Raw genomic sequence first — 26,064 nt, 5'->3', positions numbered from 1 at the left:
AAGAGCAGGCGGGACCGGCGAAACTAGCAGATCATCGCGACGGGTTCTTGTCAGCCGCTGGCCACCGGCCAGCACCGGGGCAGGCACAAGCGCCCCGTGGGAGCCGCTACAGCGGCGAAGCGGTTCCCCGGCAAGGCCACATCGGGCGCTGAAGCGGCTCCCACCTTGCTCCATGCGCTCGCACACCCGCATGGAAGCGGGTGTTTCCTGCCCGCACACACCCAACCCATACGCCCGCGCACGTGGTCGTATGACGCCCCGGGGATTAAGATGCCGCGCGCACGACATCCCAGTGAGGCATTCGTTTTGATCATCCATCCCAAGGTCCGCGGCTTCATCTGCACCACCGCCCATCCGCTCGGTTGCGAACTCAACGTGCGCGACCAGATCGCCGCCACGCGCGCGCAGGGCGTGCGCAGCGATGGCCCGAAGAAGGTGCTGGTGATCGGCGCCTCCAGCGGCTACGGCCTGGCCGCACGCATCACCGCCGCGTTCGGCTTCGGCGCCGACACCCTGGGCGTGTTCTTCGAAAAGCCCGGCAGCCCGAGCAAGCCCGGCACCGCCGGCTGGTACAACGCGGCGGCCTTCGACAAGTTCGCCAAGGCCCAGGGCCTGTACAGCCGCTCGATCAACGCCGATGCCTTCTCCGACCAGACGCGGGCCAAGGTGATCGAACTGATCAAGGCCGAAATGGGCGGCCAGGTGGACCTGGTGGTGTATTCGCTGGCCTCCCCGGTACGCAAGCTGCCGGCCACCGGCGAGCTCAAGCGATCGGCACTCAAGCCGATCGGCAGCACCTACCAGTCCACCGCCATCGACACCAACAAGGACACGATCATCCACGCCTCGATCGAGCCGGCCACCGAGCAGGAGATCCAGGACACGGTGGCCGTGATGGGGGGCCAGGACTGGGAGCTGTGGATCAACGCGCTGGGCGAAGCCGGCGTGCTGGCACCGGCGGCCAAAACCGTGGCCTTCAGCTACATCGGCACCGAGATCACCTGGCCGATCTACTGGCACGGCGCGCTGGGCAAGGCCAAGGCCGACCTGGACGCCACCGCCAAGCGGCTCAACGCCAGGCTCTCGGCCAACGGCGGCAGCGCCAATGTCGCGGTGCTCAAGTCGGTGGTCACCCAGGCCAGTTCGGCGATTCCGGTGATGCCGCTGTACATCTCCATCATCTTCAAGGTAATGAAGCAGCAGGGCCTGCACGAGGACGCCATCGAACAGCTCAACCGCCTGTTCCGCGCGCGCATGTACCGCAGCGACGGTGCCCCGGCACAGGTCGACGAGGAAAACCGCCTGCGCCTGGACGACTGGGAGCTCAAGCCCGAGGTGCAGGCCGCGGCCAAGGCGATCTGGCCCCAGGTCACCACCGAGAACCTGTTTGCGCTGACCGACTACGCCAACTACAAGCACGAGTTCCTCAGGCTGTTCGGCTTCGAACGCGACGATGTGGACTACGACGCCGAGGTCAACCCCGAGGTGAAGTTCGACGTGATCGAACTCTGAGCGGCCGCAAACCCGTGGAGGGCCCTGCAGCCTGCAACAGGACCGTCATCAGGTGCCAAGGAAGCGCCACGAGACTCGCAATACGCCGCTGACCTTTCGTGATGCTTTTCAGTGTTCTGGAACTCCACAAGCCGAGCAAACCAGACAGAGGCCTGGCACCTGGATTAAGCCCACCCGCGAAGGGGCGGCGGCCTGAATTGCTAGGGCCCCTACGTGTCAACTTGCGACCGATACGTCAGTGAACGCCGGCTCTTGCAGGATGAGGCCATGGAAGTAAGCGAAGCATGGATCATCAGCCAACATCCTGGCCTTGCCAAGGAGCCGTTCTTTGAATGATCTGAACCTGACGACCTGCAAGACCCACTGATGATTCCCGTCTGTGCTCTGGCTTGCGCTCGCACCGATCATGTAATGACGGCCCCGCCAAGTGACGTCGCAATACCAGCCCCAATCCTCCGATTGGGGTGCAGACATGGCAACGTCAGCCGGAACGCGTACGCGAAGCCACTCCAATAACGAAGTGCCCGCGACCGGGTTATTGGGATTCTCAGGCTCAACAGACACATCGAAGAGCCGTGACTGGAAGTGGATCACCGGATGCATGATGTGGCCCCCAACGTCCGAGTTACTGTAAGCCGACTGGCAAACCCAATTCGGATTGATGAATTCAGGCAGCATCACAGCGGCATCTCAACTGCGTGCTTGCACCTACCCGCTCAACCATTCTTGCAATGTACCGTTTTTGACAATCCAACCGGCGATGAAAATGAACCAGAACGCCAGCGCGACAAAGGTTAATGCATGTTGCAGGCTGGACGCGCCGCACGTTTTCCAGTAGTAGGCCACCAACGCTGCAAGCCAGCACAGCTCGGTGGGGAAAAAACGAAAGATGCGGAGCAACCAGCGAATCCAGCACCTAGCCCAGCGGGTGGGTGCTGATGAAAGCTGGGCAAGCTTCCAGACCATCGCCAAGATATCAAGCGTGCATGTGTCGCCGCTTGTCGCCAAAGGCCTGAATTAAGGCGACTGGTGACGCGGATTCGGCTTGGACGAGGTGTTGGGCGTGAAGCGATTGAGCAACAAACGCCCGCTCCAACAGGCCAGCGGAGTCACGACCACAGAGATGACGGCAATGGCCGCAGCCTCAAGGCGTGCGGTCGGGACGATCTCGAGAAGGCCGAACCAATAAACTGAACTCAGATAGGGCAGCGTGGCGAACGCAACTGCCCAGCGATAGTGCCGAGTGCCCAGCCAAGCTATGAACACACCGAGCGGCAGGCTGACCAGCACAGACGCGAGCGCGTCGGTGGGATAGAGCACCCACCCGTAATAGGGCGACACAGGTCGGTGCCCAAAGAGCATATCCGCGATCGGATTGATGGGCAGCCAGAATACCCAGAACGTCTCGACGAGGCGGACGTTGAGATACCCCGCCAATGCCGCCGCGACGGCAACCCAGAGCTTTGAGTCCTTCAAGTACATTGCTGCTTCCCTCTTATGTCTAACGCCTGAATTACTGTAAGCCGACCCCCGAAGCGGGCTCGGCTTGGATGAACTAGGCATTGCGCCGCTCACTGGCACCACTGCCGCTCGCAAGGCACGCCGTCACTATTTCCGTCCATCTCGGTGTTAGGGCAGTGCTGCACAAAATACGTGGCCTCCGCACAAGAGCGCATCTGTGAACAGTGCGTGCGACCATCACAGCTGAACTGTGCTGTCTCTGATGCAGCGGAAGGCGATGCGTGGGTAGCCGCTGCAGGATAGTGAGCGGCTGCCTCCCGAGCGCTCATAGCCTTGTACTTGCCGTAGCCGTACCAGGCGATGGCACCGATGATTACGAGCAATAAAAAATTCTTCACGTCGCAATACCCTTCTTCGCAAGGCCTAACGCCTGAGTTAAGCCGGGCCGCGAAGCGGCTTCGGCTTGAATGAATTGTTAGGCCTCAATGATTGCATGAAACCACCGAAGTGCTGTTGCCCCGAGGACGGTCGCTCCAAAGAACCAACAGACCTCAAGAATCCAGTACGTAACGGGCGCGTCCGCTGCCTTGGTGGTGCCTGGACTCATCATTGTTGGTGAATCCACCTCGCCAGCGCGCAGACCCTTGATCCCGTACCACAAGCAGTAGATAGACAACGCTGCGAGCAGCGTCACACCAAGAATTTCAAGAAGGCTCGACATGAGGCCTAACACCTGAGTTAAGCCGCGCCGCGAAGCGGCGTCGGCTTGGACGAATTGTTAGGCCACAAGCTAGTGAAACTGCACTTGCGACCCATACACCACCTCACCAGCCCGAACTTTCACCTCGACCGCTGCGAGCTGCCGACGAATCTTGCGCCAATGACGCAGCCAACGCACCAAGAGCGGCAGCCCGAACAGTAAGTAGGTGGCAACGGCTAGGAAGACGGCGGTAGAAGGCTCGCCGGGATGCAGCCACAGCCACGCTACTACTGCCAATGCGCTAAAGATGAGACCACCCGCTGTCGCAGCGATAAGTGAGCGGCGGCTCATGACAGACAAGGCCCGCCGGACTTCTGCGAGGTCCTCCAGCGACACGCGGTCAGAACTGTCCATGTGGCCTAACGCCTGAATTAAGCCGACTGGCGAAGCCAGTTCGGCTTGAATGAACTGTTAGGTGGTGATGCCGGAGCACCGTCACCGCTTGAGCCAACAATGCCACAACGCCGCAGCCGTGGGCTTGCGCGGGATGCCGTGGCGCGCGATGCAACCGAAGTGATGACAAACCAAGTGCGGCAGGCCCAACGCCCCGAGACCGAGCCCGACGATCCGCTCGCAGCAAGGTCAGCGCCGTCACCGGAGCCGACCCTGGCCGACGCGGCGAACTGTCCGAAGCAGGAACCATACGAATCCATCCGCATCACCACCTAACGCCTGAATTAAGCCGACTGGCGAAGCCAGTTCGGCTTGAATGAACTGTTAGGTGGTGATGCCGGAGCACTGCCACCGCTTGAGCCAAGAGTGCCACAACGCCGCAGCCTTGGGCTTGCCCGGGACGCCGCGGCGCGCAATGCAACCGAAGTAATGACAAGCCGAGTGCGGCAGCCCCAACGCCCCAAGACCGAGCGAACAATCCGCTCGCAGCAAGGTCAGCGCCGTCACCGGAGCCGACCCTGACCGACGCGGCGAACGGCCCGAAGCAGGAACCATGCGAATCCATCCGCATCACCACCTAACGCCTGAATTAAGCCGACCCGCGAAGCGGGTTCGGCTTGAATGAATTGTTAGGTGGTGATGCAGGAGCACCGCCACCGCTGGAGCCAAGAATGCCACGACGCAGCAGCCTTGGGCTTGCCCGGAACGCCTGGCGCGCAATGCAACCGAAGCCATGACAAGCCGAGCGCGGCAGGCCCAACGCCCCGAGACCGACGCGGACGATCCACTCGCAGCGAGGTCAGCGCCGTCACCGGAGCCGACCCTGGCCGACGTATCAAACGGCCCGAAGCAGGAACCATGCGAATCCATCCGCATCACCACCTAACACCTGAATTAAGCCGACTGGCGAAGCCAGTTCGGCTTGAATGAACTGTTAGGTGATGATGCCGGAGCACCGTCACCGCTGGAGCCAAGCGTGCCACAACGCCGCAGCCTGGGGCCTGCCCGGAACGCCATGGCGCGCGATGCAACCGAAGTGATGACAAGCCGAGTGCGGCAGCCCAAACGCCCCGAGACCGAGCCGGACGATCCGCTCGCAGCGAGGTCAGCGCCGTCACCGGAGCCGACCCTGGCCGACGCGGCGAACGACCCGAAGCAGGAACCATGCGAATCCATCCGCATCACCACCTAACGCCTGAATTAAGCCGACCCGCGAAGCGGGTTCGGCTTGAATGAATTGTTAGGCCGCTCACCGATAAGAGTGAATTGCCATCTTGGATCCGTATAAAGTCTCTCCACTCGCAACTCGCTGGGCAATGTGATCGATCTGTCCAAGTACGCTGCGATAGTGCCGCCACCAACGAAAAACGACAAGCGCGCCAAGTATGAGAAATATTGCAGCGACAAACGTTGAGGCGACGACGTTATGGAATTTGAAGTAGTACACGACAAGGCCCATGACTACTGCGGCGACGATGGAAACTGCCGCAGTACCGAGAAGGACTCTACGACGAACCTGCAGAACTGCGATTCTCACATAGGCAACATCCTCTGATCTCAGAACATCATCATTGTCCATAGCGGCCTAACGCCTGAATTAAGCCGAGCCGCGAAGCGGCTTCGGCTTGAATGAATTGTTAGGCATCACCCGCATTGCCCCGCTTAACCTCAACCCGGAGGTAGCTTGGCGTGCCATGAACTGGCGGCAACCCCAAGGAGCCACGGATGTGCTCACGAATGTCATTGAGAAGCTCCGTGCCGTTGGCGCCATTTGTCTCGGCCCATGACTGAACATAGTTTTGAGTCAGGTCTACTTGGCGCTTGGTGCCGTACAGGTAGATCTTGCCGATAGCGTCCTCGAGCTCTTCATTGACCCAAGTGATTTTTCCTGCATCGTCCTTCTTTGTAAGAGTTCCGTAAATGCCCACGCGCAAAATAATGGCATAAACCTTGGCTAGCTCTGTGATGCGCATGCTCCTTTCTGCATTGATCCGATCACGAGTTGCGTTGAGCTTGTGCACCCACCACCAACCGAATGCAGCTAGCACGATAGCGGGGATGTACGAGTAGTCTTTCAAGAAGGCGAGAAATTCCATTGTGATGCCTAACGCCTGAATTAAGCCGAGCCGCGAAGCGGCTTCGGCTTGAATGAATTGTTAGGCGTCACTGGCGCCATCTCTCTTTGGGTAGACCCGTCGATTGCGCTTGAGTGGCCTGCCTTGTCCTTCCAAGAACTCCACGATACCCAAGCAAATTGCCTTGTCGAGTATTGGGTTGTCTGGTCCGGAGTAGTGCCTGGAGGCAAGGACACCCACTGCAGCTATGGCCTGCTCGTCTAGCAGCAGAAGCTTCTCCGCCGCATCCGATTCTCCATAAGCCATCAACTCTCTGACCAGGTCATGAGGGTTGAAGTGAACCCTGGAGCGAGCACCGGCGAGGACTTTTGCAGGATCGAGCATGGTCGTTGTGAGGCCTAACACCTGAGTTAAGCCGACCCGCGAAGCGGGTTCGGCTTGGATGAATTGTTAGGTGCCACCCGGCGCCTGCGCGATAACAGGCTGAGAGGCCCTGAACTCCGGTGTGGCCTGATGATGCCACGGAAACAGACCGGACCGAGACGGCCAAACAATCTGGTAGAGCGGAAAGCCATTGCCTTGGTAATACCATCTGCAGTAGCCAACGTGCTCGTAGTACTCAGTGAGCGGAACCTCAGCGAAACAGCAATGGTAGTTGTTGAGTAGCGCGTCGGTTGGCTGAGTGAGGTCTAGCGGCGCGCCAGACTGTACTGCATCAGCGGCAATGGCGAGGATTTGATGAGCTATCTCGGACGGCAGGCCGAAGATGATGAGCTCAGGATGCCCATAGCTTTGGAATAGACCCACGGTAAACGAGTACGCGACGTGCTCGCCCTCAGCGAGGATGTTGACGCAATGCCACCCGAAGTCGGCAATGTCATCAATAACCTTTTGCTCGCTTTTGTCCTCGCCGATTGTGCGAACCATGCAGTGGCACCTAACACCTGAGTTAAGCCGACTTGCGTAGTGGAGGCTTTGGCATGGCAAGCTTTTCCTGCCATGCCAAAGCCGTAACGAAGCAAGTTCGGCTTGAACGAATTGTTAGGCCGCGGCCGAAGCTCTTGACCCGCGAAGTCTGGATAACTGTTGCCCAAGATACGCACCGAGCGCCACCAGCGGAAACGAGATGGCCATTGCAACAGCGTTGTAGGCCGCAAGGTCCACATAAGAGCTTTGGCCATTGGTAATAAGGCGCAGAGTGTAAAGAATGACCAACCAAACCACGGCGTGCACTAGCAACGCGATAGGCACGAAATGAGCGCGAGCGATGAATCCACCTAAACAGGCCGCCAGTAGGCCAATGATGCCTGGCTCCACCTGCCAAGGATTGATATCACTTGGTCCCGCCAGGCTGATCAGCTCTTTGGCGAGCGTAGACACAGCTAGCATCAATACAACTGCAAGGATCATTCTCTTCACGACTCACTCCTTTGTCTGCGCGGCCTAACGCCTGAATTAAGCCGACTGGCGAAGCCAGTTCGGCTTGAATGAACTGTTAGGTGGTGATGCCGGAGCACCATCACCGCTTGAGCCAACAATGCCACAACGCCGCAGCCTTGGGCTTGCCCGGAACGCCGTGGCGCGCAATGCAGCCAAAGCCACGACAAGCCGAGTGCGGCAGGCCCAACGCCCCGAGGCCGAGCCGGACGATCCACTCGCAGCGAGGTCAGCGCCGTCACCGGAGCCGACCCTGGCCGACGCGGCGAACTGTCCGAAGCAGGAACCATGCGAATCCATCCGCATCACCACCTAACGCCTGAATTAAGCCGACTGGCGAAGCCAGTTCGGCTTGGATGAACTGTTAGGTGGTGATGCCGGAGCACCGTCACCGCTTGAGCCAAGAGTGCCACAACACCGCAGGCTTGGGCTTGCCCGGAACGCCGTGGCGCGCAATGCAACCGAAGTGATGACAAGCCGAGTGCGGCAGGCCCAGCGCCCCGAGACCGACGCGGACGATCCGCTCGCAGCGAGGTCAACGCCGTCACCGACGCCGACCCTGGCCGACGCGGCGAACTGCCCGAAGCAGGAACCATGCGAATCCATCCGCATCACCACCTAACGCCTGAATTAAGCCGAGCCGCGAAGCGGCTTCGGCTTGAATGAATTGTTAGGCCTCAGTACAACCCCTCATCGCGTGCACACGATGGGCAGTAGTAGCGGCCGTTATGTTGGACCCAGCCAGCTTGGGCAGAAGTCCGATCAATTTCTTTGCCGCAGCCCGCGCACGACGCTGTGGGTTTGTCGCGCTTCAACTGCTCAGGATCTATCTGCTTCATTGAGCCTCCCGAAGTCAACGCCGCTTGCGAGGCCTTGACTGGTCGTTTGAGTTTGGCAAGGGAAACATCTTGGCGATTGGTGCGTGGAAGATACAAGCAAGTATAAACATGACAACAGCAGCGCCGAAACCTTTATCAATCCATGCTGCGACGACGAAGTAGATGGCAAAGCCGAAGTAGAAGAGCTGGCCTATGAGGTTTAGAAGATGAATCATGGGGCTGCTGCTCCTGAGGCCTAACGCCTGAGTTAAGCCGACCTGCGTAGTGGAGGCAACGGCGTGGCAAGCTTTTTCTGCCACGCCGTTGCTGTAACGAAGCAGGTTCGGCTTGAACGAATTGTTAGGCCGTTGCGCCTACTAAGCTACGGGCTCTAATGAAACAAAGCGGAGAGTGCAGAACCGATCACCGGAAAAGTACGGCTTCATCGCTGCCTTCAGTTCGGCCTGTTTGATTCCGATGTCAGCCCGGATGGTAAGGACAAAACCACTTCTATCGACGTTTCGGACAATGGACAGTCCGTTGATGTCGTCGGCTAGTGACCGTAGATACAGCTCCGCGTCTATCTCCTCGGGGGCGTCATGACATTCTCTCCGCACCTCGTCGGAGGGCGGGAGTTGCGTCTTCAGCACGAAAACATTCATGGCTGCCCTTCACGATATCCGCGCGCCCGTAGACAGGCGTTGCGGAGTTCATAGTTCGTGCCCGATCCGCTTTGGGCGGCTCCACCATAAGGATTTACGTATGCAGAGGACGACTGTTGCTGTGCTTCCTGTGTGCACTCGTACACATCGCGGTTCCACTGTGCGTCGTCACCTCCCGGTGGGTAAAGCCAGTAAGTGCTCGTGGCGCATCCAGTGAGCGTTGCAGCGAGAGCGAGCGAGACGTAAAGACGCATTGCGGAATTCCCCTTTTTTGTTGAGTGAAACATGCGGAAGGCTATCGGGCTACGGCCTAACGCCTGAATTAAGCCGACTGGCGAAGCCAGTTCGGCTTGAATGAACTGTTAGGTGGTGATGCCGGAGCACCATCACCGCTTGAGCCAAGAGTGCCACAACGCCGCAGCCGTGGGCTTGCCCGGAATGCCGTGGCGCGCAATGCAACCGAAGTGATGACAAACCAAGTGCGGCAGGCCCAACGCCCCGAGACTGAGCCGGTCGATCCGCTTGCAGCGAGGTCAACGCCATCACCGGAGCCGGCCCTGGCCGACGCGGCGAACAGCCCGAAGCAGGAACCATACGAATCCATCCGCATCACCACCTAACGCCTGAATTAAGCCGACTGGCGAAGCCAGTTCGGCTTGAATGAACTGTTAGGTGGTGATGCCGGAGCACCATCACCGCTTGAGCCAACAATGCCACAACGCCGCAGCCTTGGGCTTGCCCGGAACGCCGTGGCGCGCAATGCAGCCAAAGCCACGACAAGCCGAGTGCGGCAGGCCCGACGCCCCGGGGCCGAAGCGGACGATCCGCTCGCAGCGAGGTCAGCGCGGTCACCGGAGCCGACCCTGGCCGACGTATCAAACGGCCCGAAGCAGGAACCATGCGAATCCATCCGCATCACCACCTAACGCCTGAATTAAGCCGACTGGCGAAGCCAGTTCGGCTTGAATGAACTGTTAGGTGGTGATGCCGGAGCACCGTCACCGCTTGAGCCAAGAGTGCCACAACGCCGCAGCCTGGGGCCTGCCCGGAACGCCGTGGCGCGCAACGCCACCAAAGCGATGACAAGCCGAGTGCGGCAGGCCCAACGCCCCGAGGCCGAAGCGGACGATCCGCTCGCAGCGCGGTCAGCGCCGCCCCCGGAGCCGACCCTGGCCGACGCGGCGACCTGCCCGAAGCAGGAACCATGCGAATCCATCCGCATCACCACCTAACGCCTGAGTTAAGCCGACTGGCGAAGCCAGTTCGGCTTGAATGAACTGTTAGGTGGTGATGCAGGAGCACCCTCACCGCTTGAGCCGAGAATGCCACAACGCCGCAGCCTTGGGCTTGCCCGGAACGCCATGGCGCGCAATGCAACCGAAGTGATGACAAACCAAGTGCAGCAACCCAACGCCCCGAGACCGAGCCGGACGATCCGCCCGCAGCGAGGTCAACGCCGTCACCGGAGCCGACCCTGGCCGACGCGGCGAACCGTCCGAAACAGGAACCATGCGAATCCATCCGCATCACCACCTAACGCCTGAATTGAGCCGACTGGCGAAGCCAGTTCGGCTTGAATGAACTGTTAGGTGGTGATGCCGGAGCACTGCCACCGCTTGAGCCAACAATGCCACAACGCCGTAGCCTGGGGCTTGCCCGGGATGCCATGGCGCGCGATGCCACCGAAGGGATGACAAGCCGAGTGCAGCAGGCCCGACGCCCCGAGACCGAGCCGGACGATCCGCTCGCAGCAAGGTCAACGCCATCACCGGAGCCGACCCTGGCCGACGCGGCGAGCTGTCCGAAGCAGGAACCATGCGAATCCATCCGCATCACCACCTAACGCCTGAATTGAGCCGACTGGCGAAGCCAGTTCGGCTTGAATGAACTGTTAGGTGGTGATGCCGGAGCACCGTCACCGCTTGAGCCAAGAGTGCCACAGCGCCGCAGCCTGCGGCCTGCCCAGAACGCCATGGCGCGCAGTGCCACCGAAGCGATGACAAGCCGAGTGCAGCAGGCCCAACGCCCCGGGGCCGAAGCGGACGATCCGCTCGCAGCGAGGTCAGCGCGGTCACCGGAGCCGACCCTGGCCGACGTATCAAACGGCCCGAAGCAGGAACCATGCGAATCCATCCGCATCACCACCTAACGCCTGAATTAAGCCGACTGGCGAAGCCAGTTCGGCTTGAATGAACTGTTAGGTGGTGATGCCGGAGCACCCTCACCGCTTGAGCCAAGAGTGCCACAACGCCGCAGCCTTGGGCCTGCCCGGAACGCCATGGCGCGCAATGCAACCGAAGTGATGACAAACCAAGTGCAGCAACCCCAACGCCCCGAGACCGAGCCGGACGATCCGCCCGCAGCGAGGTCAGCGCGGCCCCCGGAGCCGACCCTGGCCGACGCGGCGAACGGCCCGAAGCAGGAACCATGCGAATCCATCCGCATCACCACCTAACGCTGGAATTAAGCCGAGCCGCGAAGCGGCTTCGGCTTGAATGACTTGTTATGCGGGACTGGCCGGGAACCTTGCCGCTTGCCCATGGGACGCCCGTCACCCAACCCCTTGGCCGACACACTACACCACGATTGAGTTGCGATGATGCTTGAAGTCTCGGATGTGACCGAAGCCGCCAGCGATCGGGAGCAGGGGATACTGCAGATCATTCGAACTTGCCGAAGTCGCGCCGCCAATGCTGCGGTGCACTGGCCGAAGCCGTGGACTGCTGAACGAAGCGACCCGACACGTTGACGCGGACTGTCCGAAGAAATGACCCGGGATGACCTTGTTCCAGTGCCGCATAACGCCTGAATTAAGCCGACTGGCGAAGCCAGTTCGGCTTGAATGAACTGTTAGGTGGTGATGCCGGAGCACCGTCACCGCTTGAGCCAAGAGTGCCACAACGCCGCAGCCTTGGGCCTGCCCGGGATGCAGTGGCGCGCAATGCCACCGAAGTGATGACAAGCCGAGTGCAGCAGCCTCAACGCCCCGAGACCGACGCGGACGATCCGCTCGCAGCGAGGTCAACGCCGTCACCGGAGCCGACCCCGGCCGACGCGGCGAACGGTCCGAAGCAGGAACCATGCGAATCCATCCGCATCACCACCTAACGCCTGAATTAAGCCGACTGGCGAAGCCAGTTCGGCTTGAATGAACTGTTAGGTGGTGATGCCGGAGCACCGTCACCGCTTGAGCCAAGAATGCCACAGCGCCGCAGTCTTGGGCCTGCCCGGAACGCCGTGGCGCGCAATGCAGCCGAAGCCATGACAAGCCGAGTGCAGCGGGCCCAACGCCCCGAGGCCAACGCAGACGATCCGCTCGCGGCAAGGTCAACGCCGTCACCGGCGCCGACCCTGGCCGACGCGGCGAACTGTCCGAAGAAGAAACCATGCGAATCCATCCGCATCACCACCTAACGCCTGAATTAAGCCGAGCCGCGAAGCGGCTTCGGCTTGAATGAATTGTTAGGCCACCAGTGCGACCTATCTCAGTGTTTGCAAAATAGCTAGTACTGCCGAGAGAATCACAAGCCAGTGGATGACGATGTTGATATAGAGCCGCTTGGCGATGATAAAAATTGCACCAAACACAAGAGCCCAAATAAAGAACCACCAGAACTGATCAAGCGACTTGAGGCCATGCTGAAATACAAACGGGAATGCGGCAATAAAAGAGGCTAACCATTGATTGATGCCACGGCTCTTCATGGAGCTTATAGCGAAGCCACGATACACGAGCTCTTCGCAGAGACCAGCTGCGAGTCCCATGAAGATAAACACTATGCGCTGCGGCAGGCTCTTCGGGGTGAGATTGGCGAGATTGGACAGAGCTTTGACCTTCTCTGGATCAGAGCCGGCATTGGCAAGTGCGAACTCAACGAACCCGAGCAAAGCAAAAGCAAAGACCAAATAGCCGGATACAAAGTACGCTGTTTTTCTTCGATTGAACGAGTAGCCAATGTCACTCCAGCTCCAGCCAGATGATTTAAGTACTTTAGCTAAGATGACGATCTGTGCTAAGTACCAAAACGTAATCAGCAGCCAGAAGGCCGTGAAAAAATCAAGGCCTGTCCAAGAGAAAGCGCCTTTATTTAAAAGAAGCAAAGAGAACAGCGTCGAGACAATCGGGAACCCGAGAAGAACCGCGACGATCTTTGACGCAGGCATATCTGCATGTACACTCATAAGCATCCGTACTGAGAAGAGGTGGGTGGCGGCCTAACGCCTGAATTAAGCCGACTGGCGAAGCCAGTTCGGCTTGAATGAATTGTTAGAGGGCACCATACACGGGCTCACAACGGACTTCGCTCTTGACAGAGTTAGCAATGAAGCACTCCTCGTGTGCTTCGTGGTGCATCTGATCAAGCTCTGCGCGAGTCGGTAGCTTGCCACCCGAAAATTGAACGTCAGGGCGGAGTGTAACCACGCTCATAACCACTCTTCCTTGCGAATTCTTCTCCATGACGCCAACAGCAACGTCCTTGTAGGATTCCACTACGAATTTGCGTTTTGCAGCTATAGATAGAAACCACAGCATGTGGCAACTGGACAATGAGGATACGAACATCTCCTCCGGGTCTACAGCAGCCGTATCCGAGTAAGGGATAGGCACCACGTGCGGCGACGAAGATCCCGCTATATCAAAGCCCGCATCAAACCGTAAGGTGTGCCGGCGGCTGTAACGGTTTCCAAGAAAGTCTTGGTCACCGCGAATCCAGATCGTTTCAGCTACGTACTGTGCCATCAGTGCCCTCTAACGCCTGAATTAAGCCGACCCGCGAAGCGGGTTCGGCTTGAATGAATTGTTAGACCCCTGTCTAGTGAGACCCGGGTGGGGTCTTGGTTGGCGCTGGTGTATCCGGTGCCGGTCGGGGTTTCGGCGGCGCGTTCATACTGTCCATATCTGAGGAGATCAGCCAATGCTTGCCAGGCGCACGCTGCAAGGTGATGGTGAACTTTCCGATGTCGTGCGGCGCATCGCCGTAACGGTACCCACCGACGATATAGCCAACAGTGTCTCCACCCGCATAAGCGAGCGCGCGTAGCCGCAATGGGCTGCCGGGTTGGCCCTCATAGACAGCCTGGATAGCCGGGCGCCCGCGGATTGGCGGACGGTGGTTTTGCAGCAAGACCCCATCCTCCGTGAAAAGCGAGGCGATCGCCTTCGCGTCCCCCGCGCGCCATGCGCGCTCATAGTCCCGAAGTACTCGATCCAAGTCAGCCGGTAACGCAGAATCGGAGAGCTCCGTCACCGTGGCTGATTCCGGAGGGTTCTGCGCATACAGTGGACCAGCTACCAACATGAGGCTGAGGGCGGCAACGGCGAGCATAGTGCGGCTCATATATTTTCAGTCTGATTGGAGTAGTGGAGGGGGCCTAACGCCTATTCGACCCCGAAACCGGGGTGTTGCACGGATTGTTCAGGCGACCGGTCCTGCAAGTCAAGGCATTTTCCTACCCCGCACCAGCCGCTTTGCTGATGGTGGGCGCGCTCGCGTGGATCCACGCTGTCCGCGCAATGGACGGGATGCGGGGATGTATGAGTTACGGACAACGGGAGATGGGTGTAGCGGGGCCGGCGGCGGACGGGCAGAAGCCGCGGTTGCTGGAGCAGGTTCGCCGGCGTCTGCGGGCCAAGCATTACAGCTTGCGCACCGAGCAGGCCTATGTGGGCTGGATCCGCCGGTTCATCCTGGCCAACGGCAAACGCCATCCGCGCCAGCTCGGCGCGGCCGAGGTGGAAACCTTCCTGTCCGCATTGGCCAACGAACACGCGGTGGCCGCCGGCACTCAGAACCAGGCGCTGGCCGCGCTGCTGTTCCTGTACCGGGAAGTGCTTGGAGACGAGTTGCCCTGGCTGGAGAACCTGACCCGCGCCAAGCGCCCGCAGCGGCTGCCGGTGGTGCTGTCGGTCGAGGAAACCCGCACGCTGCTGGCCTGCATGGACGGCCGTGCCTGGCTGGTCGCCAGCCTGTTGTATGGCACCGGCATGCGCCTGATGGAATGCCTGCGGCTGCGGGTCAAGGATGTGGATTTCACCCGCGGGGAGATCACCGTGCGCGACGGCAAAGGCGGCAAGGATCGCCGCACGGTGCTGCCCAGGTCGCTGGCCGAGCCGCTGCAGCGCGAGGTGGAACGGGCACTGCTGCTGCATCGGCGCGATGTGGCCCAAGGCCATGGCCATGCGTGGCTGCCGCATGCGCTGGAACGCAAGTATCCAAATGCCAATCGCGAACCGGGCTGGCAATACGTGTTTCCTTCGCACCATCTGGCTGTCGACCCGCGCAGCGGGGTGCAGCGGCGGCACCACTTCGGCGAGGCGGTGCTGTCACGGGCACTGAAGACTGCACGCACGCGCGCGCAGCTGCTCAAGCCGGTGACCGCCCATACCTTCCGGCACAGCTTTGCCACCCATCTGATCGAAGCCGGCTACGACATCCGCACGGTGCAGGAACTGCTCGGCCACAAGGACGTGGCCACCACCTAGATCTATACCCACGTGCTGAACCGCGGCGCGCGCGGCGTGGTCAGTCCACTGGATCGCTGACCGTGCCGCCACGCGCCCGCGCGCGCTCAGTCCAGCACCCGGCAGAACACCGCCTTGAGGTAGCGTGACTCCTGCACGTGGGCCATGAACGGATGGTCCGGGCCGGCGCCGGAGACTTTCAGGATCTGGATGGTGCGGCCGGAGAAATAGGCCGCGCGGCGCAGCATGTCCAGGAATTCGTGTTCGGCCACCAGGCCGGTGCAGGAGAAGGTGGCCAGCAGCCCGCCGGGCTTGACCACGCCCAGGGCCAGCTTGTTCATGTCCAGGTATTTCTTCAGCGCCGGGATCACCTGCTCGCGGTCGCGGGTCATCTTGGCCGGGTCCAGGATCACGATGTCGTGGGCCTCGCCACGGGCGGCGGCATCGCGCAGGTAGGGGAAAATGTCGGCCTGGACGAACTTGGGCCGCACGCCGTTGAGCCTGGCGTTGCCCTTGGCGATGGCGATCACGTCCTGGTCGATGTCCACGGCGATCACTTCGCTGGCGCCGCGCACGGCCGCATACACGGCAAAGCCGCCGGTGTTGCAGCACAGGTCCAGCACGGTCTTGCCGGCTGCCAGCTGGCTCAGCCACTGGCGGTTCTCGCGCTGGTCGGCGAAGAAACCGGTCTTGTGCGCGCCGGCCGGGTCGGCGCGGAACTTCACCCCGTACTCGGTGATGATTTCCGCCTCGGTGCCCGAAGTACTGTGGAAATCAAAGCTTTCCTGCTTCTGCACGTGCTCCTCGGCAAAGGCATGGAAGCGGCAGCCGGGAAACTGCGCGCGCAGGGCTTCGAATACCCATTCGCGATGGCGAAACATGCCCGCGGCGAAGAACTCGACCACGATCAGCTCACCGTAGCGGTCCACCACCAGCCCGGACAGGCCATCGCCCTCGCTGTGGACCACCCGCCAGGCATCGGACACCTCATCCAGCTTGAGGAACTCGCGGCGCAGCGCCACGGCCTGGGCAATCTTGTTGTGGAACCAGGCCTGGTCCACTGCCACGTCCGGGTCGGTTTCCAGGATGCGCACGGCGATGCGCGAATGGCCGTTGTAGAAGCCGCGGCCGACCCAGGCGTTGTCCACGCCGAACACGTCGACGATGGTGCCGGGCTTGGGCTTCTGCGGCGGCTTGTCCACCAGTTTCTGGAAGATCCAGGGATGGCTGGAACGCCAGGCGTTCTTCAGGCGGATGGCGGGGTTGGGCGGATTCATCGGGCCATTGTAGAAGGCGCGCGTGGTTTTCCGAGCCGTCGGCAAGGCTGGAGCTGCGCACAGGCATGCCATTGCGGTCGTGGGAGCCGCTTTAGCGGCGAAGGCGCCTTGCCGGGAACACCTTTCGCCGCTGAAGCGGCTCCCACGGTCGTCGGGGACACGATGCTTTCGCCGGCAACCAACTGTTCGCGCAGAACCGCTGCAACACAGCAGCCCACGCCATACGGCTGCGCCGCTTTGCCCTGTCACCCGCCAGCGGCGACAATGGTGTGCTTGGCCGCTCACGGCCGCCCCTTGGCAAGGCACCTGCCAAGTCCGGCCACGATGCCAGCGGCACGCCCGTCACGCGCATCGGTGCGATCCGCGCCGGCGTGCTGCGCGCCCCCGGCTTTTATCCGCACATTCCCGCATCCGCAAGAGAGACAGACCCGCAATGTCCAGCACACCCAAGATCATCTACACGCTGACCGACGAAGCTCCCTTCCTTGCCACCCAGTCGCTGCTGCCCATCATCGATGCCTACACCGACACGGCCGGCATCGTGGTGGAGACCCGGGACATCTCGCTGGCCGGGCGCATCCTGGCCCAGTTCCCGGACCTGCTCGGCGCCGAGCAGAGGGTCGCCGATGACCTGGCCGAGCTGGGCGAACTGGCCACCAGGCCGGAAGCCAACATCATCAAGCTGCCCAACATCTCCGCCTCGATGCCGCAGCTCAAGGCTGCCATCAAGGAGCTGCAGGACCAGGGCTACCCGCTGCCGGACTACCCGGACGAGCCCAGGACCGAGGCCGAAAAAGACATCAAGGCGCGCTACGACCGGACCAAGGGCAGCGCGGTCAACCCGGTGCTGCGCGAAGGCAACTCCGACCGCCGCGCGCCGCTGTCGGTGAAGAATTACGCGCGCAAGCATCCGCACCGCATGGGCAAGTGGTCGGCCGATTCGAAGACCCACGTGGCGCACATGGAATCGGGCGATTTCTTCGGCAGCGAAAAGTCGGTCACCTTGGCGGGGGCCGACACCCTGAAGATCAGCTTCGTCGGCAATGACGGCACTACCACCGTGCTCAAGGACGCGGTGGCGGTCAAGGCCGGCGAGATCGTCGATGCCGCGGTGATGAGCAAGAAGGCGCTGGCCAGCTTCATCGACGCCCAGATCGAGGATGCCAAGGCCCAGGGCGTGCTGTTCTCGGTGCACCTGAAGGCCACGATGATGAAGGTCTCCGATCCGGTGATGTTCGGCATCGTGGTGGGTGAGTTCTACAAGGACGTGCTGGCCAAACATGGCGAAGCGCTCAAGTCGGTCGGCTTCAACCCCAACAACGGCATCGGCGACCTGTACACGGTGCTCGCCAGGCTGCCCGCCGACCAGGCCGCGGCGATCAAGGCCGACCTGGAGGCCCAGTACGCCACGCGCCCGGCGCTGGCGATGGTCGATTCGGACAAGGGCATCACCAACCTGCACGTGCCCAGCGATGTGATCATCGACGCCTCGATGCCGGCGATGATCCGCGACAGCGGCAAGATGTGGAACGCCAAGGGCGAGCTGCAGGACACCAAGGCGGTGATCCCGGACCGCTGCTACGCCGGCGTGTACCAGGCCACCATCGACGATTGCCGCGAACACGGCGCGTTCGACCCGGCCACCATGGGCAGCGTGCCCAACGTGGGCCTGATGGCGCAGCAGGCCGAGGAATACGGCAGCCACGACAAGACCTTCCAGATCGCCGGTGACGGCAAGGTGGTGGTGAGCGATGGGTCGGGCGCAACCGTGTTCGAGCACGCGGTGGAAGCCGGCGACCTGTGGCGGATGTGCCAGGCCAAGGACGCGCCGATCCAGGACTGGGTCAAGCTGGCGGTGACCCGCGCGCGCCTGAGCAACACTCCGGCGGTGTTCTGGCTGGACAAGGCCCGCGCCCACGACGCGCAGGTGATCGCCAAGGTCGAAAAATACCTGAAGGATCACGACACCAGCGGCCTGGACATCCGCATCCTGCCGCCGCTGGAAGCCACGAAGTTCTCTCTGGAACGCATCCGCAAGGGCCAGGACACCATCTCGGTGACCGGCAATGTGCTGCGCGACTATCTGACCGACCTGTTCCCGATCCTGGAGCTGGGCACCAGCGCCAAGATGCTCTCGGTGGTGCCGCTGATGGCCGGCGGCGGCCTGTTCGAGACCGGCGCCGGCGGCAGCGCGCCCAAGCACGTCCAGCAGTTCATCCAGGAGGGCTATCTGCGCTGGGACTCGTTGGGCGAATTCCTGGCCCTGGCCGCCTCGCTGGAACACCTGGGCCAGACCTACGACAATCCGGCCGCCCTGACCCTGGCCAAGACGCTGGACGCGGCCACCGGCCAGTTCCTGGACAACGACAAGTCGCCGGCACGCAAGGTCGGGCAGATCGACAACCGCGGCAGCCACTTCTACTTGGCCCTGTACTGGGCCCAGGCCCTGGCCGCGCAGGACGAACACGCCGAGCTGAAGGCCAAGTTCACCGCCCTGGCCAAGGCCTTGGCTGAGCACGAAGCCACCATCGTCGGCGAGCTCAACGGTGCCCAGGGCAAGCCGCAGGACATCGGCGGCTACTACCACCCGGACCTAGCCAAGTGCGCCCGCGCCATGCGCCCGAGCAAGACCTTCAACGAAGCGCTGGCGCTGCTGGGCAAGTAACCCGCGCCAAGTGTGATCCGGCCGGCCCGTTCCTGCGAGGAAGCGGGCCGGTTTTCATTTCACCGCAGCTGCGGCCGGTGGCCTGCCAGCCACTGTCCGGTCCGCGCAAGCGCCAGCGGATCGGCTGGCAGCAGGTCGTGACGCTGCGCGCGCAGCCAGGGAGCGGCAGATCGTGCAGGAGTGGCACAGCGCCGTGTGACCATCGATCAGCCCAGGCGCCGGCGCGCCGGGAACCAGCGCCTGCATCGGTTCCCTCAGTGGTTTGGCAGCGGAATGCCGACGGCGTCCTTGACCGTGCGCAGGACGAAGCTGGAATTGACGTCGGCCACGCCGGACGACGCAAGCAGCTTGTCCAGCAGGAACCGCGAGAAATGATCCAGGTCGCGCACCAGCACCTGCAGCAGGTAGTCCATGTCGCCGGCCAGCGCATGGCAGGCGACCACTTCGTCCCAGCAGGTCACCGCCGCGGCGAAGCGGTCGATCGCCGGCTGGTCGTGGTGTTCGAGCTGCACGCGCACGAAGGCCTGCAGCCCCAGGCCCAGCGCGCGCGCCTCCAGCCGGGCACCGTAGCCGCTGATCACCCCGGCCGCTTCCAGCCGCTGGGTGCGGCGCAGGCAGGCCGAGGGCGACAGGTTGATCTGCGCGGCCAGCTCGGCATTGCTGGCCCGGCCCTGGGTCTGCAGCAGCGCCAGCAAGCGAAGATCCGTGCGGTCCAGCAGGGGATTGGCGTCCATTTCTCGCGTTGCAACATGCAGTGACGCAACAAGATTGCGCCCGCCCGGTTGCGCAGCGCAACTTTCGCAAGCCCGTTGCGCCGCCTTGCCGGTAGCGTGACAGGCCTGCCTGGCTGCCTGGAAACGCGCATGAACACGCCCCCGCGCCGCGCCGCGAACCCGCTCACCGACAAGGGCTACGTGCCGGTCTACAGCACCGCCGTGGTGGACCAGCGGTGGGATCGCTACACGCCGCAGGAGCACGCCACCTGGGGCCGCCTGTTCGAGCGCCAGCGCAGCGTGCTGCAAGGCCGGGCCTGCGAGGAGTTCCTGGTGGCGCAGGACGCGATGGGCATGATCGCCCAGCAGATCCCGCGCTTTGACGACCTCAACGTGGTGCTGGGTGCGGCCACCGGCTGGCAGCTGGTGAGTGTGGAAGGCCTGCTGCCGGAACTGACCTTCTTCGAACACCTGGCCAACAGGCGCTTCCCGGTGACCTGGTGGATCCGCCGGCCCGAGCAGCTCGACTACCTTGCCGAGCCGGACCTGTTCCATGACCTGTTCGGCCACGTGCCGCTGCTGATGGACCGGCGCTTTGCCGACTACATGCAGGCCTACGGCCGCGGCGGGGTCAAGGCGCACCGCATCGGCCCCGACGCGCTGGTCAACCTGACCCGGCTGTACTGGTACACGGTGGAGTTCGGCCTGATCAATACGCCGCAGGGGCTGCGCATCTACGGCAGCGGCATCGTCTCCTCGCGCGGCGAATCGCTTCATGCGCTCGAATCGGACGCGCCCAACCGGATCGGCTTCGACCTCATGCGGGTCATGCGCACGCGCTACCGCATCGACGATTTCCAGAAGACCTACTTCGTGATCGACAGCTTCGATGCGTTGATCCAGGCCACCGCAGCGGACTTCACCGCGCTCTACACGCAGCTGCAACAGGCCCAGGCGCTGCCGGCCGGGCGCGTGCAGGACCACGATCGCATCCTGCACCGCGGCACCGGCGCGGGCTGGGCCGACGCTGGCGACGTGTAGGACCGGCCTTTGGCGGGGCCAGGGCCGCCGACATCGGGCCAGCAACGCGAGCGACGCCGCCCGGGATGGGTGCCGGCATGCGCAGGTGCGCCGCGCAGCGACCTGAATCGGGCACGCCGTGCTGGCCTGAGATGGCAACTGGATGGCACCGCGGCCGGCGTGCCAGGCTGAAGGCCGGACGCATCGCGATGGTCTCCCCACCGCCGCCGTAACCGCCCGTTCACGTGGCTGACCCGAGGATCGCGCAACCCCCGTTCGCTTGACCGACGGGGCCACCCACGGGATATCACCAGATGCGTCCAGATACCGATGAGTTGTTCGACGAACTCGCCCAGCTCGACCTGACCTTGAACGCCATCGCCGCCCAGCCCGGCAGCGCCGACCTGCCCCTGCAGCAGTCCCTGCAGCGGCACGTGCGCTGCCTGCGGATCTTCCTGGACATCGATGCGGCGCAGGTCCTGCACGACCTGTCCGATGCCGCCCAGCGCGTGCTGGAAACCCGCGACGCCGCCACCTGTGCCGCTGCGATGCGTGATCTGGCCCGCATGCGCGCACTGCTCGATGCGATGTTCCGCCGCCAGGCGGCGCAGGCGAGCGCGGCCTGAGTCAAAGGATGCGATCGGCGCTGCCAGGGCGTTGACGGCTGGCTGGGAGTGCCTGCCCGGCCACGGTGGCCGGGGCAGGTCCAATGGCGGCTGGCCCATCGGCTGCGTGGCGTTCCCGGCGCCGTGCGCCTCCCCCTCACCCCAGCCCTCTCCCCCGCTTGCGGGGGAGAGGGGGCATGCACACTGCACGCAGGCGGCCGGGCGCAAGCGGTCAGGCTAATGCGGCTTGCCGTGCAGGTCCTGGCCCAGGCGGCGGTACAGGGTGCTGCGGCTGATGCCCAGCTTGCGTGCGGCGCGGCTGACGTTGCCATCGCATTCGGCCAGGGCCTGGCGCATGGCCGCCTCGGCCAGCGCCTCCAGCGGTGAAGCCGACGCTGCGGGACTGGCCAGCATGGGATTGGCCGGCGTTTGCGCGCGGCTGGCTGCCGGGCGCAGGTCGTGCAGGTAGGCCGGCAGCAGTTCGACGCCGACCAGCGCGCCGGGTTCGCTCAACGCCACCAGGGTGCGCAGGCAGGCACCGAGCTGGCGCAGGTTGCCCGGCCAGCTGTAGTCGGCCAGCTGCTGCCTGGCCTGCTCGGTGAGCCTGCGGCCCTGGCCCAGGCGCTGCCACAGCGCATCCACCACGGCAGCACGATCGGCATTGGCGCTGAGCGGGGCGATGTGCACGGTGTGGTGGGCGATGCGGTAGTACAGGTCGGGGCGGAAGCGGCCCTCGCCCATGGCCTGTTGCATCTCGCGGTGGGTCGCGCAGACCAGGGCGAAATCCAGCTTGATCGGCTTGCCGCCGCCCAACGGTGACAGCTCGCGCTCCTGCAGCACCCGCAGCAGGCGCGGCTGCAGGGCCAGCGGCATGTCGCCGATCTCGTCCAGGAACAGCACCCCGCCATCGGCCTGGCGCAGCAGGCCCGGGTTGCCGTTCTTGCGCGCACCGGTGAAGGCGCCGTCCTCATAGCCGAACAGTTCGGCTTCGATCAGGCCTTCGGGCAGGGCCGCGCAGTTGACCGCCACGAACGGCTTGCCGGCGCGCGCACAGCGTCGGTGCAGTTCGCGGGCGAACACTTCCTTGCCGGTCCCGGTCTGGCCCTGCACCAGCACCGACAGGCCGGCATCGAGCACCCGGCAGGCGCGGACCAGGTCGGCTTCCTGGACCGGGTCGAACAGCGGCGCGTCGGCCGGCTGCGGGGTGAGCGCGGCCGAGACGGTGATCGGCGGCCGCGCGGCCGGGCGCCTGGGGCGTGCCTGGCCGTCGTCCACCCGGCCATACAGCGCCCGGCCCTGGCGGTCCAGCAGCACCCCGTCGTCGCGCAACTTGCCCAGTGCATCTTCAAACAGGGCCGCGTACGGGGCGCGTCCCAGCTCGCTGCGGTCCAGGCCGAACAACTGCAGCCCGGCCTGGTTGGCCGCGACCAGGCGGCCGCTGCGGAAGGCCAGCAGCCCTTCACGCGCGGTCCCCAGCAGCGCCGGATCGCGGTGCAGGCGCAGCAGCTCCGCGTCGGGAATGCCCTCATCGAAGTAACGATGCTCGATGTTGGCCACCGCCAGTCGCGCCAATCCCAGCGCGTGCATGTGCTGCACGTTGGAATCGCCGGAAATGTCCAGCACGCCCACCGGCAGCCCGTACGGGTCGAAGATCGGGCAGGCCGAACAGCTCAGGATCCCGTGCGGGGTCAGGTAATGCTCGCCGCCATGGACCACCACCGAGCGGCCTTCCACGATCGCGGTGCCGATGGCATTGGTGCCGACCTGCGCCTCGCTCCAGCACGCGCCCGGCATCAGCGCCACCCGGCCGGCGCGGTCCAGGAAACTGGCGCTGCCCTCGGCATCCAGGATCCAGCCGTCCTCGTCGGTAAGGATGACGATGCTGCCGGTGGCGGCCGCATCCGAAGACAGCAGTTCCAGTTCGGCGCGCGCCAGGCGCCAGAGTTTCTCGTGGCGCTCGCGCATTTCCTGCAGGCGCGCGGCCGGAACCGGCTCGATGTGCGGGGCTTGCTCGGCGGCCAGGCCCTGGCGCTGGCAGCGCACCCACGAGCGCAGGATGGTCTCGGGCACCTTGCCCACCGGCGCGCCGCCGTGTTCGAAGAATGCGCGTCGGGCCAGGCCCAGATGCCGGTCCGACAGGGTTTGCTGCTGTGCCATGTGCCCTCCAGGTGTCGCAACCTGCGACAGCGCAACAGTGTGCTGTGTCAATAAACATCACAGCGTGAGGCGCTTGGCAATGGGAAGCGATGATGCGCCGCAACAGGTTTCAGTTGGCAAACGTGCGATGGCCTGCGATCGGCAGGTGACGCGATGCAGCATGGAGTTTCTGGCACGGGTCATGCGCGCCATCGCAGACTTACACGTGCACCAACACATCCGCACCAGGAGACAAGCAATGAATGCCGTCACCAGCACCAAGCCGCTGTCCACCGACCCGCAGTCCATCTTCAAGCCGCGCTACGCCAACTTCATCGGCGGCAAGTGGGTCGAGCCCAAGGGCGGTGAATATTTCGACAACATCACCCCGATCACCGGCAAGGTCTTCACCCAGATCCCGCGCTCGGGCAAGGACGACATCGAGGCGGCGCTGGATGCCGCCCATGCCGCCAAGACCGCCTGGGGCGAAACCTCGGCCACCGAGCGCAGCAACATCCTGCTCAGGATCGCCGACCGCATCGAACAGAACCTGGAGCTGCTGGCCTACGCCGAGACCTGGGACAACGGCAAGCCGATCCGCGAGACCCTCAACGCCGACGTGCCGCTGTGCGCCGATCATTTCCGCTACTTCGCCGGCGCGATCCGCGCCCAGGAAGGCGGCATCTCGCAGATCGACAAGGACACGGTGGCCTACCACTTCCACGAGCCGCTGGGCGTGGTCGGCCAGATCATCCCGTGGAACTTCCCGCTGCTGATGGCGTGCTGGAAGCTGGCCCCGGCCCTGGCCGCCGGCAACTGTGTGGTGATGAAGCCTGCCGAACAGACCCCGGCCTCGATCCTGGTGCTGATGGAAGTCATCGGCGACCTGCTCCCGGCCGGGGTGCTCAACATCGTCAACGGCTTCGGCCTGGAAGCCGGCAAGCCGCTGGCCAGCAACCCGCGCATCGCCAAGATCGCCTTCACCGGCGAGACCACCACCGGTCGGCTGATCATGCAGTACGCCAGCCAGAACCTGATCCCGGTGACCCTGGAGCTGGGCGGCAAGTCGCCCAATGTCTTCTTTGCCGACGTGATGGCCGAGGATGACGATTTCCTGGACAAGGCGGTGGAAGGCTTCGTGCTGTTCGCCTTCAACCAGGGTGAGGTCTGCACCTGCCCCTCGCGTGCATTGATCCAGGAGTCGATCTACGACAGGTTCATGGAGAAGGCGCTGGCCCGGGTGGCGGCGATCAAGCAGGGCAATCCGCTGGACCCCAACACCATGGTCGGCGCGCAGGCCTCCGGCGAGCAGCTGGAAAAGATCCTGTCCTACATCGACATCGGCAAGCAGGAAGGCGCCCAGGTGCTGATCGGCGGTGAGCAGAACAAGCTCGAGGGCGATCTGGCCGGCGGCTTCTACGTCAAGCCGACCGTGTTCAAGGGCCACAACAAGATGCGCGTGTTCCAGGAGGAGATCTTCGGCCCGGTGGTCTCGGTGACCACCTTCAAGGACGAGGCCGAGGCGGTGGCCATCGCCAACGACACGCTCTATGGCCTGGGCGCCGGCGTGTGGAGCCGCGATGCCTCGCGCCTGTACCGCATGGGCCGCGCGATCCAGGCCGGGCGGGTGTGGACCAACTGCTACCACGCCTATCCGGCGCATGCCGCCTTCGGTGGCTACAAGCAGTCGGGCATCGGCCGCGAGAACCACAAGATGATGCTCGACCATTACCAGCAGACCAAGAACCTGCTGGTGAGCTACTCGCCGAAGAAGCTCGGGTTCTTCTGATCGGGTTGTTGCCGGCGGTCGCACCTTCTCGTCGGGGTGCGACTGCCTTGGGCATCACCGAGAAAGTGAAACTGGCGCCAACGACGGCATCAGCGGCAACCGTGAGGACATCCTGGCCACCGGCGGCCTGAAGTCCAACGCCAAGCTCACCCTCGGTGCGTCCTGGCAAACCACCGGGTCGTGATGCTGGCGCTGGAAGGCAGCCGGACGCGTTCGGAAGCCTTGGGCAGCATCAGCGTGGACATGGACGCTGGAGTTCGGTCGGCGGATCGCCTTGT

23 protein-coding genes are annotated in these 26,064 nt (G+C 63.1%); 6 read left to right on the top strand and 17 right to left on the bottom strand.

Features of this window, described 5'->3' with window-relative positions; genetic code table 11:
- Positions 1-306: 306 nt before the first annotated feature.
- Positions 307-1,512, top strand: coding sequence for an enoyl-ACP reductase FabV (gene fabV / locus DSC_RS00720; RefSeq protein WP_014159185.1), 1,206 nt, complete (start codon positions 307-309; stop codon positions 1,510-1,512).
- 216 nt (positions 1,513-1,728) lie between these two features.
- Here the strand turns inward: fabV and DSC_RS00715 are convergent, their stop codons facing one another.
- From DSC_RS00715 to DSC_RS15860, 14 genes are all read right to left on the bottom strand, one after another.
- Positions 1,729-2,190: a hypothetical protein gene (locus DSC_RS00715; protein WP_014159184.1), complete on the bottom strand. Its 462-nt coding sequence runs from the start codon at positions 2,188-2,190 to the stop codon at positions 1,729-1,731.
- A gap of 30 nt (positions 2,191-2,220) precedes the next feature.
- A complete protein-coding gene (locus tag DSC_RS00710) occupies positions 2,221-2,478 on the bottom strand; it encodes a hypothetical protein (RefSeq protein ID WP_014159183.1) in 258 nt (85 codons plus the stop codon).
- A gap of 51 nt (positions 2,479-2,529) precedes the next feature.
- Positions 2,530-2,994, bottom strand: a complete 465-nt coding sequence (locus tag DSC_RS00705; RefSeq protein ID WP_014159182.1) for a hypothetical protein — start codon at positions 2,992-2,994, stop codon at positions 2,530-2,532.
- A gap of 89 nt (positions 2,995-3,083) precedes the next feature.
- Positions 3,084-3,302, bottom strand: a complete 219-nt coding sequence (locus tag DSC_RS17470; protein WP_148268166.1) for an excalibur calcium-binding domain-containing protein — start codon at positions 3,300-3,302, stop codon at positions 3,084-3,086.
- Positions 3,303-3,448: 146 nt separating this feature from the next.
- On the bottom strand, positions 3,449-3,694 hold the full coding sequence (locus DSC_RS00700) for a hypothetical protein (RefSeq protein WP_014159180.1): 246 nt from the start codon (positions 3,692-3,694) through the stop codon (positions 3,449-3,451).
- 69 nt (positions 3,695-3,763) lie between these two features.
- A complete protein-coding gene (locus DSC_RS00695) occupies positions 3,764-4,087 on the bottom strand; it encodes a hypothetical protein (protein WP_014159179.1) in 324 nt (107 codons plus the stop codon).
- Positions 4,088-5,763: 1,676 nt separating this feature from the next.
- Positions 5,764-6,222, bottom strand: coding sequence for a hypothetical protein (locus DSC_RS00685; RefSeq protein WP_014159176.1), 459 nt, complete (start codon positions 6,220-6,222; stop codon positions 5,764-5,766).
- A gap of 60 nt (positions 6,223-6,282) precedes the next feature.
- Complete coding sequence (locus DSC_RS16425) at positions 6,283-6,585, bottom strand: hypothetical protein (protein WP_148268063.1); 303 nt, start codon at positions 6,583-6,585, stop codon at positions 6,283-6,285.
- Between the two features lie 66 nt (positions 6,586-6,651).
- Entirely contained in the window at positions 6,652-7,128 is a 477-nt protein-coding gene (locus DSC_RS00680) for a DUF4262 domain-containing protein (protein ID WP_014159175.1), read from the bottom strand.
- A 114-nt stretch (positions 7,129-7,242) separates the two neighbouring features.
- A complete protein-coding gene (locus tag DSC_RS16420) occupies positions 7,243-7,620 on the bottom strand; it encodes a hypothetical protein (RefSeq protein WP_148268062.1) in 378 nt (125 codons plus the stop codon).
- Between the two features lie 871 nt (positions 7,621-8,491).
- Positions 8,492-8,776, bottom strand: coding sequence for a hypothetical protein (locus tag DSC_RS16415; protein WP_148268061.1), 285 nt, complete (start codon positions 8,774-8,776; stop codon positions 8,492-8,494).
- A gap of 3,822 nt (positions 8,777-12,598) precedes the next feature.
- On the bottom strand, positions 12,599-13,282 hold the full coding sequence (locus DSC_RS00675; protein ID WP_014159169.1) for a CPBP family intramembrane glutamic endopeptidase: 684 nt from the start codon (positions 13,280-13,282) through the stop codon (positions 12,599-12,601).
- 103 nt (positions 13,283-13,385) lie between these two features.
- Positions 13,386-13,859 carry an OsmC family protein gene (locus DSC_RS15865; protein WP_014159168.1) on the bottom strand — a complete coding sequence of 158 codons (474 nt, stop codon included), beginning with the start codon at positions 13,857-13,859 and terminating at the stop codon, positions 13,386-13,388.
- 73 nt (positions 13,860-13,932) lie between these two features.
- Positions 13,933-14,418, bottom strand: coding sequence for a YybH family protein (locus DSC_RS15860; RefSeq protein WP_238527682.1), 486 nt, complete (start codon positions 14,416-14,418; stop codon positions 13,933-13,935).
- 236 nt (positions 14,419-14,654) lie between these two features.
- On the opposite strand from DSC_RS15860, the gene DSC_RS00670 reads away from it, so the two are divergent.
- Positions 14,655-15,602: an integron integrase gene (locus DSC_RS00670; RefSeq protein WP_083833419.1), complete on the top strand. Its 948-nt coding sequence runs from the start codon at positions 14,655-14,657 to the stop codon at positions 15,600-15,602.
- A gap of 86 nt (positions 15,603-15,688) precedes the next feature.
- On the opposite strand, the gene DSC_RS00665 is transcribed toward DSC_RS00670, so the two are convergent.
- Positions 15,689-16,858, bottom strand: a complete 1,170-nt coding sequence (locus DSC_RS00665) for a class I SAM-dependent rRNA methyltransferase (protein ID WP_014159165.1) — start codon at positions 16,856-16,858, stop codon at positions 15,689-15,691.
- 433 nt (positions 16,859-17,291) lie between these two features.
- Between DSC_RS00665 and DSC_RS00660 the strand changes: the two genes are divergently transcribed.
- Complete coding sequence (locus DSC_RS00660) at positions 17,292-19,523, top strand: NADP-dependent isocitrate dehydrogenase (RefSeq protein WP_014159164.1); 2,232 nt, start codon at positions 17,292-17,294, stop codon at positions 19,521-19,523.
- A 254-nt stretch (positions 19,524-19,777) separates the two neighbouring features.
- Here the strand turns inward: DSC_RS00660 and DSC_RS00655 are convergent, their stop codons facing one another.
- Positions 19,778-20,257 carry an Lrp/AsnC family transcriptional regulator gene (locus DSC_RS00655; RefSeq protein WP_014159163.1) on the bottom strand — a complete coding sequence of 160 codons (480 nt, stop codon included), beginning with the start codon at positions 20,255-20,257 and terminating at the stop codon, positions 19,778-19,780.
- A gap of 129 nt (positions 20,258-20,386) precedes the next feature.
- Between DSC_RS00655 and phhA the strand changes: the two genes are divergently transcribed.
- Complete coding sequence (phhA, locus tag DSC_RS00650) at positions 20,387-21,277, top strand: phenylalanine 4-monooxygenase (RefSeq protein ID WP_014159162.1); 891 nt, start codon at positions 20,387-20,389, stop codon at positions 21,275-21,277.
- A 293-nt stretch (positions 21,278-21,570) separates the two neighbouring features.
- The gene (locus DSC_RS00645) at positions 21,571-21,882 is read left to right on the top strand and encodes a hypothetical protein (RefSeq protein WP_014159161.1); all 312 of its coding nucleotides are present in this window, start codon (positions 21,571-21,573) and stop codon (positions 21,880-21,882) included.
- Positions 21,883-22,098: 216 nt separating this feature from the next.
- Here DSC_RS00645 and DSC_RS00640 read toward each other — a convergent pair whose 3' ends face one another.
- Positions 22,099-24,018, bottom strand: coding sequence for a sigma-54-dependent Fis family transcriptional regulator (locus tag DSC_RS00640; protein WP_014159160.1), 1,920 nt, complete (start codon positions 24,016-24,018; stop codon positions 22,099-22,101).
- 238 nt (positions 24,019-24,256) lie between these two features.
- Here DSC_RS00640 and adh point away from each other — a divergent pair, with 238 nt between their 5' ends.
- Positions 24,257-25,786 carry an aldehyde dehydrogenase gene (gene adh, locus DSC_RS00635; protein ID WP_014159159.1) on the top strand — a complete coding sequence of 510 codons (1,530 nt, stop codon included), beginning with the start codon at positions 24,257-24,259 and terminating at the stop codon, positions 25,784-25,786.
- Positions 25,787-26,064 lie beyond the last annotated feature (278 nt).

It is taken from the genome of Pseudoxanthomonas spadix BD-a59 (assembly GCF_000233915.3).
GTDB classification, from domain to species: Bacteria; Pseudomonadota; Gammaproteobacteria; order Xanthomonadales; family Xanthomonadaceae; genus Pseudoxanthomonas_A; species Pseudoxanthomonas_A spadix.
The sequence above is the reverse complement of the archived record's forward strand: the minus strand, read 5'-3'. Positions and strand labels throughout refer to the sequence as shown.